The organism is Methylotenera sp. (assembly GCF_029945535.1).
In the GTDB taxonomy this organism is placed as follows: domain Bacteria; phylum Pseudomonadota; class Gammaproteobacteria; order Burkholderiales; family Methylophilaceae; genus Methylotenera.
The window spans coordinates 35240-48554 of record NZ_JAQSCU010000003.1; the positions used below are offsets into that span (position 1 = coordinate 35240).

Here is a 13315-nt window from a genome sequence, read left to right on the forward strand (position 1 = left end):
CAACCCTTTAAATCAAAAATACAAATTAAAAAATTAAACAGTCCACGTGTCGATAATTACGGCATTGTCTTGAATCATCAGTAATTTCAAATCCAAAACATCTTGTGGAGCAATTGGGCGGATACCTGGGATTAATGAAGGTTCGCCATGGCCGTAAAGCGCCTGTAATGCAAATCGACATGCGTACACTTTGCCCCCTTCGCTCATGAACTTTGTTAATTGGTTGTTGAAGTTTAGGTGACCTGGGAATGCTTCATCACCAAGAGTAGGGAAACCACGCTGAAGGCCAAGCGTCACGCCTGGGCCGTACAAAAGAATTGATGTTTCAAAGCCTTTACGCAGCAGTCGGGTGGCTTGCAACATGTTGACGAAGCCGATTGAACCTTCGAATGCAACTGTATGGAATGTAACGAGTGCTTTTTGTCCTGGCTGAGCCTTAACATCCTCGAATACTTTTTCTTCGTAATCTACAAAAAAATCACCTTTTTGATGAGCTGGTTTAGTGACTGCTGGCATAGTATTTCTCCGTTTAAATTGACTGAAAATATAGAATTAGGTATTTTATGAAAGCTCAAATTCAAGCATTTCTGATGAATACAAAGTAAATACTAGCAATCAATATGCCACCATTAGATTATTAATATGCAATCAATGTGCAATCAAAATGTATTAATATGGTTTTTTAGACGCTAAATATTTTTTTAAAAGCAAAATTCACATAAATTTATAGATTTAAAAATGAACTCATTACGCACTTTAATGGCGCAAAATAAGCGTTTATGCACTTTAATAGGGATTTAATAAGTTGAATGCGAGCATATGCATCCAGGTAACTTTAAAATGCAATCACTTGTATTTTATTATGCGATAAAGTATCTTGGCATAACATTTATGCCATTAAGAATAGGCTTATGGGCGAGATGACGGAAAGATTGCTGATATGAAATATAGGCGCAAATACACTTGGAATTTGCGCCAACATCATTACTTGTTAAGCGGATGGTAATTAAAATTGCAACTGCACACCGATAGTGAATTTATCAGTACTGGTATTGCTTGCTACGGCACCATCAAACTTGTTTTTAGTGTATGTTGCGCTTAAGCGCGCATTATGTCCGTCAATAATGTAGTTCGTGCCTAGGTCGTATTGCTTGCTATCACTTGATGAAGCATTTAAAGAACTCACACCGTCACCTTGCGTTGAATCAGCATCAAACTTCATAAAGCGCGCATAAGGTTGAAACTTACCCCAACCAATTTTCTGAGGGAACAGCAAAGCAACACTCGCCAAGTAAGCTTTACCAGCTGCAATACCACCTACATTAGCCGTTGAACCCGCTCCACCAAAGCTTGAAGCAACATCCGACTTACCATCAGTATCAAATTTATAGATAGCCCCCTCCAGATCGAGTGAGCCAATACCGATGTCATGTTCAATTAGAGCATCAATGTTGTAACCTAGGTAATCTCCTTTTGCGGTATTGCTACCCACTCCATCTTTTTGATAGTTTGCAGCCACTGCTATAGATAAAATCTCCTTGCCATACAAGGTGCTTGCTGTGAAATAAGCTGGCACAGGATTAGCATCCCAAAAATCATATTGCAGGCGTGTGGCATATAGCAAATTGCTATCTTCGCTTGATGCACCACTTACGTTGTTATGTCCATCAAAGGCGCCAGCCGAGTATGTAAAATGCGCCTCGTTCAGCTTACCCCAAACCGTAACACCCGTATCGCGGCCGTTGGTCTGGCTAGGGTATCTTGCTACGAGAGCTGGGTAGAGCCATGTACTTAAATAATATGGACCGTCCATATTCCCACGATCATTAGGCACAAGCATACGACCAGCCCAAATATTAAATTCTGGCGAAAACTCAAACTGAGCAATTGCATCGAATACTTGAAACTTATCACCCACTCCTTTTCTAGCACTGCCGAAGCTACTTTCAGCGCCTGCTGTGGCATCAAGATTGAGTGTGCCTTTGATATATTTACTTAGACTTGCACTGGTAAATACACGGGCACTATAGACATCAAAATCACTCGATCTTGATTTTCCGCTAGGCGATCCATCTTCAGCATTTGTATAAGCCGCACGAAGCCCTAGCCCTAAGGTAAGCGACTTATCATCTCCGAAATTAATTGTTGGTCCTGCCTGCGCAGTAAGCGTGGATAAGCTTAATGAGGTAGCCAATGTTGAGATTACCGCAAGGGATAGTGCTTTACTTCTATATAGTGGCAAAGAGCGACCATATTTTTTTGATGGTGACATAATTTTCTCCGATGGTTAAGTTTGATGCCTAACGCAAATAAGCTAATGAGCTTTATGTCTGCGTAGCAAATGCACTTAGCAATCAATATGCCATCAAAAAAATATTAAAATGCAATCAATATACAATCATAATTTGGTAATATGCTTTTGTGAGAGAGAAAATAATTTAGGAATTTCATGCGAATTATTTTAGTGCTTAAAAAAGTAAAGTTTAATGCACTAAATGAGCGCTAAAGCGCAAGCAAAGCACTACTATGTTGCTACTGTCAGTGATGAATTTACATCTCACATTGCATCAATTTTACGAAAAAATGACTGAATCTAATATTTTAAAAAGCAAAGAGCACTGAAAATAATAATGTCTTCATTAACTAGCCACTGGCTTAAAAAGCTATCTGAAAGCAAAAAACCTGCTTACTTACTCATCGCTGATTTAATTGAGGAGGATATTAGTAATGATAGGCTACGCGCTCGCGATCGTTTACCCGCTTTACGAGATTTAGCTGATGAGCTTCAGCTAAATTACACTACAATTGCTCGCGGCTACAGTGAAGCAAAAAAGCGTGGCTTGATAGACTCCCAAGCAGGTACGGGTACATTTGTACGTGGACGTCCACCTGCCATTTTGTTGCGAGATGGTAGTAGTGCTGAAATGACAATGAACATGCCACCTGAACCGGCAGGATTGGCTGCGAAACTGCAATCTGATGCTGCACGCCTCATTGAAAATGCTGATATATACAATCTTATGAGATACCAGGATTTTGGTGGCTCAGCCGAAGACCGCGAGATTGCTGCACAATGGCTAAGCCCCTATGTACCCGACTGTAGCGCGGAAAGAGTGCTGGTCAGTTCTGGCATTCATAGCATTTTGCTGGCATTAATGTCACAGTTAGCACGTCCAGGGCAGGTTGTTTGCGTTGAAGACTTGGTTTACCCCGGAATTAAAGCAATTGCAGCTCAACTAGGTATTCGACTTCATTCAATTCCAAGTGATGCAGATGGTCCAATTGTGAGTGCGCTTGAGGATGCATGTAAGACTCAGCAGCCAAAAGCATTTTATTGTAATCCTACACTGCAAAACCCTAATACTAAAACAATGCCTCTTAGTCGACGCCAAGCTTTGGCAGACATAGCTCTTCGTTACAATGTTCCAATTATCGAGGATGATGCATATGGGATGCTTCCAGTAGAAACGCCAGTTAGCATTGCAAGACTTGCACCTGATTTAACTTGGTATATCAGCGGATTTTCGAAATGTTTAGGCGCAGGGCTAAGAATAGGATATGTATGCGCCCCCTCAGCTCGTCAAGCACAACGTTTAGCTGGTGCATTGCGAGCAACTACCGTCATGGTAAATCCCATATCGGCTTTACTCGCCACTAACTGGGTAAAGAATGGTATCGCGAATGAAATGTTGAAAGCGGTTAGATTAGAGTCTGGTGCACGTCAAGCTATTGCACAAAGAGTACTAAAGGCATGGCCTTTCTTATCTAATCCAGATGGATTTCACATTTGGTTGCCTATCCCCCTAACTGCTGGTTGGCGTGCGTCTGAGTTTGCCTTGCAATTACGTACTCAAGGAGTTGGAGCAGTTTCAAGTGTTGCTTTTAGTACAGACAACAATCCTTTAGAAGCTGTGCGAATTTGTTTAGGAGGTCCTAATTCTAGGGACGAATGTGAACTCGGCCTGAAGCTTGTTTCTGAAACACTTGAATACCCTCATCACCTTCACATTCCAATGATGTAGGCACGAGACTTCTGTTCGAAATGGCTTATTTTAAAATCATGAATTTTTCTATACGACTCATCAGGCTTAATTAAAATATCCATGAAACTATACGAACAGCTTGCCAATACAATTGCAGAGTCAATTCAGCAGGGTGTACTTTGTCGTGGTGACAAACTACCTTCTATCAGACATACCAGCCACTCTAGGAATATTAGCCCTTCTACTGTTTTCCAAGCATATTATCTGCTTGAAGCTAGAGGGCTAATAAGCGCGCATGAGCGTTCTGGATACTTTGTAACTGGAGGGGCTATCGGTATTTCTCCTTCGCCGGAACCTAAATCAGAAGTGAATGAGAAATCCACACAAGTAGATGTCAGCGAACTTGTATTTGAGGTGCTTGAATCAATACGAGCCAGAAACATTGTACCTTTAGGCTCAGCTTTCCCTAGCCCATTATTATTCCCAATGGCTAGTTTAGCCCGAACAATGGCCTCAAGCGTTCAAGTAATGGATGCTTGGCAAAGTGTAGACAATTTGAGCCCTGGCGATCCAAACCTTCGGCGTCAAATCGCTCTTCGGTACATGATAGATGGATTAAATATCCCTACAGATGAAATTGTTGTTACTAATGGTGCGTTAGAGGCTCTAAATCTTTGTCTAATGGCTGTCACTAGGCCTGGTGACGCCGTGCTTATTGAATCACCGACTTTTTATGCTGCATTGCAATCTATTGAGCGTCTGGGACTGCGAGCCGTCGAAGTACCAAGTCATCCAAGAGATGGTATTGATCTTAAGGCAATGGAATGGGCTTTAGATCATCACAAACCTAAAGCTTGCTGGTTGATGACTAACTTCCAAAATCCATTAGGTAGCTTGCTTTCAGATGAGAAAAAGCAAGCTTTGGTTGCTCAGCTGAGCAAATACCAAGTGCCTTTGATTGAAGATGATGTTTATGGTGAGTTATATTTTGGAGAAAAAAGGCCCGCTCCGGCTAAAGCTTTTGATAAAGAAGGTTTAGTCATGCACTGCTCGTCATTTTCTAAGTGCCTTGCTCCAGGTTACCGCGTTGGTTGGGTCGCGACTGGACGATACTCTAAATTGATAGAGCGTTTAAAACTAACAACAACGCTGAGTGCGTCTGTTCCAGCACAAGTAGCATTGGCTCAATACTTACAGAAAGGTGGTTACGATAAACATTTACGTAACTTACGCCACACGCTCTTAGTTAACCAAATTAAATTTATTGAATCCATAGAGCGGTATTTTCCTAAAGGAACAAGGCTAACACCACCGCAAGGAGGCTATTTCTTATGGATGAAACTACCTGATGGTGTAAATGCGCTCGAGCTTCACCGCATAGCGCTTGCCAACGGAATAAGTGTAGCGCCTGGACCTATATTTTCTGCTCAAAAGGGTTTTACTGATTATATTAGATTGAACTATGGGCATATATGGGATGCTCGCACCGAAGCGTCCTTGGCCACGCTTGGGGCAATAGTGGCGGATCTAACTCCATAACTTTTAAACCTAAATTCAAAACTGATATGGTTTTATTGTAACAATCTGATTCTGTTTTTTTATTCAGCAAAATACTATTCTTCGTCATTCTTAAAACATATTTGGCAATTCTAATTTGTCAAAAATTAAGGCGACAGAATGTACATCTATGATGAAATAGATCAGCAACTTGTTGAGCAACGTGTTGCTCAATTTAAAGATCAAACAGCACGCTTCCTAACTGGAAAGTTGAGTGAAGAAGAGTTCAGGGTTTTAAGACTACAAAACGGCCTATACATTCAGCGCCATGCACCTATGTTACGGGTTGCAATTCCTTACGGCATGCTAGTTTCAAAACAGCTCAGAATGCTCGCTTATGTAGCACGCAGATGGGATAAGGGCTATGGCCATTTCAGCACAAGACAAAATATACAGTTTAACTGGCCACGCCTTGAGGATGTTCCTGAGATATTAGCCAAGCTTGCCACAGTGCAAATGCATGCTATTCAAACAAGTGGAAATTGCATCCGCAATACAACTACCGATCATTTTGCAGGATTAGCGCCAGATGAAATTATCAACCCATTAGTATGGTGCGAAATTATTAGGCAATGGTCTATGCTGCATCCTGAATTCGCTTTCCTACCCAGAAAATTCAAAATTGCAGTCAGTGGTGCTCTCACAGATCGAGCTGCCGTCGGAGTACACGATATTGGGCTTCAGGCAGTAAAAGTTGACGGTGTCTTAGGCTTTAGAGTCTGGGTAGGTGGTGGGCTGGGAAGAACACCAATTGTTGGTAAACTCATCAAACCATTCGTGGCTTGGAGTGATTTATTAACATACTTGCAGGCTACGCTTAGGGTTTACAACCTTCACGGTCGACGTGATAACAAATACAAAGCACGAATAAAAATACTCGTTAAGGATTTAACGCCAGAAGTATTTGGACAGCAAGTTGATGAGCAGTGGCAACTCATTAAAGATGGTCCAGATAAAGTGAGCGAAGAATATGTCAATGAAGTATCAAGCAGATTTGTATGGCCAAAATACGACACAACATTGATTGAAAATGATGACTCAATCACTTTGCAAGCTGCTGGTAATCTTAAGTTTGAAAGATGGCTTCGGACAAATGTGCATGATCACAAAGTCACAGGTTATGCATCCGTAACTGTTTCATTAAAAGCTACTGGCGTACCGCCAGGTGACATTACCGCAGATCAGATGGAAGCGATTGCCGACATCTCTGAAAAATACGGTTTCGGAGAGTTACGAGTATCTCACGAACAAAATTTAATCCTAGCTGATGTAAGAAGGCAAAGTCTTTATTCATTGTGGTTGGAACTCGATATACTCAAGCTGGCCACACCTAATATTGGCTATATCACTAATATCATTGCTTGCCCTGGTGGTGATTATTGCAGCTTAGCGAATGCTGTATCTATTCCAGTAGCCGCCGCCATACAAGAACGTTTTGACGACTTGGATTTTGTCTATGAAATTGGTGAGCTTGATTTAAATTTATCGGGTTGTATTAACTCTTGCGGGCATCACCACGTTGGCCATATTGGAATTTTAGGTGTAGATAAAGCTGGTGAAGAGTGGTACCAAATTACAATTGGCGGCAGACAAAATGGTGGCGTCAACATAGATACCAACCAAACTCAAATTAGGGGTGGTGGCGCGGCTATTGGGCGCGTGATTGGCCCGTCATTTGCTAGAGAGCAAATTCCAGATGTCATCTATTGCTTAATTCAAACCTATTTAAGACTGCGTGATAGCGACGCAGAACGCTTCATCGATGTTGTTGAGAGGCTAGGTATCGGTCCGTTCAAAGAAGATGTGTATTCGGATCCTATCCTTTTAAAAGCGCCACTAAATACCGAGGTGGTCGATGTCTAATAGTCCAAGATTAATTCGACATGGTGAGCTAGAAGATGACCTCTGGCGCCTCCATGACATAACCTTAACAACACTCCCGCCAGATGAAGCGTATTGGATGGTTACCTTAGATTGTTGGAAGGTTAATCAAGACTCAATGAGTCAGCGTATTCATTCAGTTGCGATATTAGTCCCTGCGCATGCCGACTCCAAAGACTTCTTGCCTATAGGCGTAAGTAGTATTAACGCATTGGCAATTACGTTTATTGCTATTGATTTCCCAAACTACAAGGATGGTAGAGGCTTCTCCTTGGCTCAAATTCTAAGAACTCAATTAGGATGGCTTGGAGAGCTTAGGGCAGTCGGTGATGTACTCATAGACACCATTCATTACTTGGCAAGATGCGGGTTCGACAGTTTTTTAGTTAAAGAAGGACATGACCCAGAGCTAGCATTGAAGTCATTTGAAACATTCACTGTGCATTATCAGAAGTCATATCCCAAACCAGTAAAAATAAATTCATCACAAGTATCAGATTTTTGAGTATTAATTAAGGACTAAATTTATGAGTACTAACGATACAGTACAAACATTTTACGATGATTACGCCGCGAGGAACTTCACCTTGATGGCAGTAGTATGGGGCGTAGTTGGTATGCTGGTTGGATTAATTATTGCATCTCAGCTCGCATTTCCAGAACTCAACCTTGGGTTACCTTGGACGAGTTTTGGAAGGCTGCGTCCACTACATACAAATTTAGTGGTGTTTGCCTTTGCAGGTTGTACTTTATTAGGTACATCTTTTTATATTGTTCAACGCACAGGACAAACACGCTTACAGTTTCCGTTGCTGTCTCGTATTGTATTTTGGGGTTATCAAGCGTTCATTGTTGCAATCTTTATCTCCTTACCTTTGGGTTATACCTCAGGTAAAGAATATGCTGAATTTGAATGGCCGATTGATGCGTTCTTATTAATCATTTGGATACTCTATGCAATCGTTTTCTTTTCAACAGTCTCAGCTAGAACAATAAAACATATTTACGTTGCAAACTGGTTTTATGGCTCATTTATTATAGTTGTGGCCATTCTACATTTTGTAAATAGTATGGAAGTTCCAGTTGAGTGGATGAAATCATATTCAGCTTACGCAGGCGTGCAAGATGCCATGATTCAATGGTGGTACGGTCACAATATTGTAGGTTTCTACTTAACGGCTGGCTTCTTAGGAATGATGTATTACTTTGTTCCTAAGCAATCTGGCCGACCCATATATTCATATCGTTTGTCTATTGTGCATTTCTGGGGTTTGATTTTCACTTACATGTGGGCAGGCTCACATCACTTGCACTACACAGCATTGCCTGACTGGACTCAATCGGTTGGCATGGTGTTATCTCTGATTTTATTAGCACCAAGTTGGGGTGGCATGATCAACGGCATTATGACGATGTCAGGCGCATGGCACAAATTGCGTACAGACCCTATCTTACGCTTCATGATCGTATCGTTGTCCTTCTACGGCATGAGCACTTTTGAAGGTCCAATGATGGCAATTAAAACTATCAATGCGCTTTCACATTACACCGACTGGACCATAGGCCACGTACATTCAGGTGCATTGGGTTGGGTTGGCTTCATTGCTATGGGGGGGATTTACTACCTAGTACCTCGCTTGTATAACCAAACAAAAATGTTCAGCACTAAAGCTATTGAATTTCACTTCTGGCTTGCGACTATCGGAGTAGTGCTTTATATATCGGCCATGTGGATTGCAGGTGTCGCAGAGGGCTTGATGTGGCGTGCGATGACAGACGAAGGCACTTTAACCTACACATTTGTTGAGGTGGTGAAAGCTACCCACCCCTACTACGTTATCCGTGTGATTGGCGGCGGCTTATATCTAAGCGGCATGATTATTATGCTGTGGAATGTATTTAAAACAGTCGCTAATGGTCAGCAGGTACTTGTGCAAATCCCTTCAAAACTTGTTGATGCTTAAGAGAACAAAATGAGCTCAGATAAAAACAAAAAAACCTTCACGCATGAAAATATTGAAACTAACAATTTCTTGATGATTGTGTTGATATTGTGCGTCATTTCATTTGGAGGATTAGTGGAAATTGTTCCACTGTTCTTCCAAAAATCAACCACAGAACCTATTAAAGGGTTAAAGCCTTATACGCCACTACAGCTCGCAGGTCGTGACATATATACGCGTGAGGGATGTTACAACTGCCATTCGCAGATGATACGTCCATTTAAGTCAGAAACTTTGCGTTACGGCCACTATTCTGTAGCGGGTGAGTCAGTGTACGACCATCCATTTCAGTGGGGAAGTAAGCGCACAGGGCCAGATCTTGCTCGTGTGGGCAATAAATACAGCGATGAATGGCATCGTATCCACTTGAATAATCCACGTGATTTGATTCCAGAGTCAGTAATGCCGAGCTATCCATGGCTGAGTGAAAACACAGTAGATGCAGTACATCTGCCAGCACATATGCGTGGGCTAAGAACTGTAGGTGTTCCATATACTGACGCGGAAATTGCTAAATCTTTCGATGAAGTAAACGGCAAAACTGAGATGGATGCTTTGGTAGCCTATCTACAAATATTGGGCACCTCACTTAAGTAAAGGATAGGGACAGATGAATATTATAGATTTACGCATCATATCAACTGTCGCATCCTTAATTCTGTTTGTTGGAATTTGGGTGTGGGCTTGGTCTAAACAGAATAAAAAAGATTTTGATGAAGCGGCAAACTTACCGTTTGGGGACGAATAAATGAGTGATTTTACTAGTAGTTTTTGGCCATATTTAATTTCCTTCATCACCGTCGGTGGAATTATTGGTTGCTTAGCCTTATTGTTTAGTGCAAGCAAAATGGAGCAAGTGAATGAAAGTGGTGATGTAACTGGCCATGTATACGATGGAGATATTGTTGAGTTGAACAATCCCTTACCAAAATGGTGGATGTATCTTTTCGTTTTTACTTGTATTTTCGGGTTTATCTATTTAGCTGCTTACCCAGGTTTAGGTACATACAAAGGATTATTCGGTTGGACTGCACTTGGACAATATGAGCAAGAGGAAGCTGCTATCAGCAAACGTACTGCACCAATCTATGCAAGGTTTAGCTCAATGAAGACAGAAGATCTTGCTCGGGATGCTAAAGCCATGAACATTGGCGAGCGCATATTTATGAGCAACTGCGCTCAGTGTCATGGTTCAGATGCTAAAGGTAGCCGCGGCTTTCCAAATCTAACTGACAACGACTGGTTACACGGTGGTAGTCCAGCTAAGATTGAAGAAACCATCACTGGTGGCCGTATCGGTATGATGCCACCAATGGCAGCAGCTGTAGGCACACCAGAAGATGTTAAAAACGTTGCTAACTATGTACTTAGCCTATCTGGCAGTATTTATGATTCTGGTCTCGCAGGTTTGGGTAAAGAGAAGTTTGCCACTTGTGCAGCTTGTCATGGCCCTGAAGGTAAAGGTAATACTGATATTGGATCGGCCAACCTCACTGACAACATTTGGTTGCATGGCGCAGGTGAAGCCGCCATTATCAAACGTATCAATGAAGGTAAAGTCAACCAAATGCCAGCATGGAAAGAAAAGTTCACACCAGCTCAGATTCATGTTTTAGCGGCGTATGTTTGGGGACTATCTAATGCCCCTGATACTAAATAATAGCTGCAAAATCTCAAATTGATGATTAACTCTGAAAGGACTAATTGTTTGGCGACTGGCAGCAACGAGCCAAGGCTCTCAATTGAACAGTCTGCAATCAGGAAGCCTGAAATCCGTCAGAATAAACTAGTACTGGACTTCACCCGCTTTGCTAGACGACTATTAGTTCCTGTTTGCAGCGCTTTAAACGCTATCGGACTCAGTTGATAAAGATAACTGTACTAACGTTACCTATTGTAAAACACTTCGATGTATTCAAATATCTCTGATTTAGCTTCTTCTCTTGTTAAGTAGGTTTTTCGTTTGATACGTTCTTTCTTCAAATTGCTGAAGAAGGACTCAGCGATTGCAGTATCATAATAATTCCCAAGTCGACTCAATCTATCAATCGATATATTTAATCAGAGAATAAATTTTAAATATCGCCACCTTTATTGTCTAGCATCAAATATTTTTCAAGTTTTATCATTATAGTCACTGCCTATTGGTGAAGAAAAATGATAGTTCTTACAATTCATTGAGTTTGGCACTAGGTAAATATATTATTAATAATTGGTCCTCATAAATAGCTTGCTATTATATAGCACGCTATGTAATAATGGTAATTATGACAACGCAAAATAAAACTTTATTAGAAGATCAAAATTCATTGTTGGTGCTAGATGATCAGCTTTGCTTTGCACTTTATTCGACGATGTTGGGAATGAACAAGGTCTATCGTAACTTACTAAAGAAGTTGGGAATTACTTATTCACAGTTTCTTGTAATGATGACTTTGTGGGAACATGATTCGCTGTCAGTTTCGGAAATTGGGGGGCGTCTATTTTTGGATTCAGCAACGCTCACCCCTCTGTTAAAGCGGATGGAGTCTCAGGGACTGTTATTACGTATTCGAGCTATAAATGATGAACGAAACGTCATCATTAGCCTCACAGAACAGGGCCGAGATCTCAAGCAGCGGGCAATAGAAGTTCGTGACAGAGTCTTCTGTGCCACTGAATGCACACCGCAAGAGCTCACAAATATGCGCGACAGCCTGATTTTGTTAAGAAACAATTTGTTTAAAAACTCTATATAAAAGAAGAAAAGTTTCGGATGCAGAATAGTATCTTGCCATTTAAATAGCGCACTATTAAATAGCAAGCTATTTAAATGGCAATTAAAATTTAGGTGGTTAGTTTTTTTAACTTTAAATAGGAGATTTATCATGACAATAGAAAAAGTATTATATCGAGGGCATGCCCGTGCTACAGGCGGGCGCGAAGGTCAAGTAATCGTGCCAGAATGCAAGCTAACTCTAAATTTAACAACGCCCAAAGAACTTGGAGGTTTGGGAGGTGAGGGAGCGAATCCGGAACAGTTATTTGCGGCTGGCTACAGTGCCTGTTTTCTCAGCACGCTGAAATTAGTGGCCGGACAGGATAAAGTTATCATACCTAGTGACGCATCTATTGAGAGCACTGTAGGTATTGGAGTTATCCCTAATGGTTTCGGTATTGAAGTTGATTTAAAAATCTCATTGCCTGGTATGTCGCGCTATGTAGCAGAGGCATTAGTAAATAAGGCTCACATTGTTTGCCCATATTCAAATGCAACACATGGAAATATTGATGTCCGTTTGACCGTTATCTGAATTTTATAGTATCAACTTTGATCGTTTATAAAGGAATTAAATTATGCAATCAAGTAAAAGATTATTGCTAACTCAAGCATTTTCACTCAGCTTTCTAGTATCAGGCATTACAAATGTCTACGCCGCCGATGCAGTCACAGCCGAAGGCGAAAAGCCTGTAGTAGAGCAACTCGTTAACACACTGAACAAGTTAGCTGGCGGTCCACATGATGGATATCGTGCAAGTCATGCAAAGGGAATTGTCGTAGATGGAGAGTTTATTCCAGCAAATAAAGCTGCCAGCTTGAGTAAAGCAGTGCATTTGCAGGGCAAATCAACCCCAGTAATTGTTCGATTCTCAGACGCAACAGGGTTGCCAACAATTTCAGACGCTGATGTTAACGCTTTGCCTCTAGGGATTGCCATTCGTTTCAAATTAACAGGTGGTGGCTATACAGATATCGTAAGTATTTCTACTAATGGATTTCCCACCGCGAAACCAGAAGATTTTCTGGGACTATTAAATTCAATTGCTGGTAGTGGCCCTGATGTTGCAAAACCAAGCTGTTGAATTGCATTAATAACTGACCCACCAATTGCATTTAAAATTGACCCACCC

Annotated in this window: 13 protein-coding genes and 1 pseudogene; 11 read left to right on the forward strand and 3 right to left on the reverse strand. The window is 41.3% G+C overall.

The genetic code is table 11. The features are described 5' to 3' along the window. Positions 1-33 precede the first annotated feature (33 nt). Both PSU72_RS00600 and PSU72_RS00605 read right to left on the reverse strand, forming a co-directional pair. Positions 34-516: an MSMEG_0572/Sll0783 family nitrogen starvation response protein gene (locus tag PSU72_RS00600; protein ID WP_300429598.1), complete on the reverse strand. Its 483-nt coding sequence runs from the start codon at positions 514-516 to the stop codon at positions 34-36. A 490-nt stretch (positions 517-1006) separates the two neighbouring features. After that, positions 1007-2272: a porin gene (locus PSU72_RS00605; RefSeq protein ID WP_300429600.1), complete on the reverse strand. Its 1266-nt coding sequence runs from the start codon at positions 2270-2272 to the stop codon at positions 1007-1009. Between the two features lie 358 nt (positions 2273-2630). Here PSU72_RS00605 and PSU72_RS00610 point away from each other — a divergent pair, with 358 nt between their 5' ends. From PSU72_RS00610 to ccoP, 8 genes are all read left to right on the forward strand, one after another. Further along, positions 2631-4022, forward strand: coding sequence for a PLP-dependent aminotransferase family protein (locus PSU72_RS00610; protein ID WP_300429601.1), 1392 nt, complete (start codon positions 2631-2633; stop codon positions 4020-4022). 81 nt (positions 4023-4103) lie between these two features. Continuing rightward, positions 4104-5522 carry a PLP-dependent aminotransferase family protein gene (locus PSU72_RS00615; protein WP_300429604.1) on the forward strand — a complete coding sequence of 473 codons (1419 nt, stop codon included), beginning with the start codon at positions 4104-4106 and terminating at the stop codon, positions 5520-5522. Between the two features lie 138 nt (positions 5523-5660). Next, positions 5661-7403 carry a nitrite/sulfite reductase gene (locus tag PSU72_RS00620; RefSeq protein WP_300429607.1) on the forward strand — a complete coding sequence of 581 codons (1743 nt, stop codon included), beginning with the start codon at positions 5661-5663 and terminating at the stop codon, positions 7401-7403. Between the two features lie 136 nt (positions 7404-7539). Continuing rightward, the gene (locus PSU72_RS00625; protein WP_300429608.1) at positions 7540-7926 is read left to right on the forward strand and encodes a DUF934 domain-containing protein; all 387 of its coding nucleotides are present in this window, start codon (positions 7540-7542) and stop codon (positions 7924-7926) included. A gap of 22 nt (positions 7927-7948) precedes the next feature. Further along, the gene (gene ccoN, locus PSU72_RS00630; RefSeq protein WP_300429610.1) at positions 7949-9385 is read left to right on the forward strand and encodes a cytochrome-c oxidase, cbb3-type subunit I; all 1437 of its coding nucleotides are present in this window, start codon (positions 7949-7951) and stop codon (positions 9383-9385) included. A gap of 9 nt (positions 9386-9394) precedes the next feature. Then, entirely contained in the window at positions 9395-10021 is a 627-nt protein-coding gene (gene ccoO, locus PSU72_RS00635) for a cytochrome-c oxidase, cbb3-type subunit II (protein ID WP_300429612.1), read from the forward strand. A 13-nt stretch (positions 10022-10034) separates the two neighbouring features. Next, positions 10035-10172, forward strand: a complete 138-nt coding sequence (locus tag PSU72_RS00640) for a cbb3-type cytochrome c oxidase subunit 3 (RefSeq protein ID WP_300429614.1) — start codon at positions 10035-10037, stop codon at positions 10170-10172. Beyond that, positions 10173-11084 (forward strand): cytochrome-c oxidase, cbb3-type subunit III, encoded by a 912-nt coding sequence (gene ccoP / locus PSU72_RS00645; RefSeq protein ID WP_300429616.1) that lies wholly within the window; start codon positions 10173-10175, stop codon positions 11082-11084. Between the two features lie 227 nt (positions 11085-11311). On the opposite strand, the pseudogene PSU72_RS00650 reads toward ccoP, so the two are convergent. Further along, positions 11312-11464, reverse strand: a pseudogene (locus PSU72_RS00650) (IS3 family transposase); the annotation flags it as partial. Positions 11465-11691: 227 nt separating this feature from the next. Between PSU72_RS00650 and PSU72_RS00655 the strand changes: the two are divergent. From PSU72_RS00655 to PSU72_RS00665, 3 genes are all read left to right on the forward strand, one after another. Then, the gene (locus PSU72_RS00655) at positions 11692-12162 is read left to right on the forward strand and encodes a MarR family winged helix-turn-helix transcriptional regulator (RefSeq protein ID WP_367186074.1); all 471 of its coding nucleotides are present in this window, start codon (positions 11692-11694) and stop codon (positions 12160-12162) included. Between the two features lie 129 nt (positions 12163-12291). After that, on the forward strand, positions 12292-12717 hold the full coding sequence (locus PSU72_RS00660) for an organic hydroperoxide resistance protein (protein ID WP_300429621.1): 426 nt from the start codon (positions 12292-12294) through the stop codon (positions 12715-12717). A 43-nt stretch (positions 12718-12760) separates the two neighbouring features. Next, a complete protein-coding gene (locus PSU72_RS00665; RefSeq protein WP_300429623.1) occupies positions 12761-13267 on the forward strand; it encodes a catalase in 507 nt (168 codons plus the stop codon). Positions 13268-13315: the final 48 nt, after the last annotated feature.

Excerpts from the sequence above, each read along its gene's own strand:
- PSU72_RS00615 (WP_300429604.1), top strand. The coding sequence starts at position 4,104 with ATGAAACTATACGAACAGCTTGCCAATACAATTGCAGAGTCAATTCAG.
- PSU72_RS00660 (WP_300429621.1), top strand. The coding sequence starts at position 12,292 with ATGACAATAGAAAAAGTATTATATCGAGGGCATGCCCGTGCTACAGGC.
- ccoP (WP_300429616.1), top strand. The coding sequence starts at position 10,173 with ATGAGTGATTTTACTAGTAGTTTTTGGCCATATTTAATTTCCTTCATC.
- PSU72_RS00605 (WP_300429600.1), bottom strand. The coding sequence starts at position 2,272 with ATGTCACCATCAAAAAAATATGGTCGCTCTTTGCCACTATATAGAAGT.
- PSU72_RS00600 (WP_300429598.1), bottom strand. The coding sequence starts at position 516 with ATGCCAGCAGTCACTAAACCAGCTCATCAAAAAGGTGATTTTTTTGTA.
- PSU72_RS00640 (WP_300429614.1), top strand. The coding sequence starts at position 10,035 with ATGAATATTATAGATTTACGCATCATATCAACTGTCGCATCCTTAATT.
- PSU72_RS00665 (WP_300429623.1), top strand. The coding sequence starts at position 12,761 with ATGCAATCAAGTAAAAGATTATTGCTAACTCAAGCATTTTCACTCAGC.
- ccoO (WP_300429612.1), top strand. The coding sequence starts at position 9,395 with ATGAGCTCAGATAAAAACAAAAAAACCTTCACGCATGAAAATATTGAA.
- PSU72_RS00655 (WP_367186074.1), top strand. The coding sequence starts at position 11,692 with ATGACAACGCAAAATAAAACTTTATTAGAAGATCAAAATTCATTGTTG.
- PSU72_RS00610 (WP_300429601.1), top strand. The coding sequence starts at position 2,631 with ATGTCTTCATTAACTAGCCACTGGCTTAAAAAGCTATCTGAAAGCAAA.
- PSU72_RS00625 (WP_300429608.1), top strand. The coding sequence starts at position 7,540 with ATGAGTCAGCGTATTCATTCAGTTGCGATATTAGTCCCTGCGCATGCC.
- PSU72_RS00620 (WP_300429607.1), top strand. The coding sequence starts at position 5,661 with ATGTACATCTATGATGAAATAGATCAGCAACTTGTTGAGCAACGTGTT.
- ccoN (WP_300429610.1), top strand. The coding sequence starts at position 7,949 with ATGAGTACTAACGATACAGTACAAACATTTTACGATGATTACGCCGCG.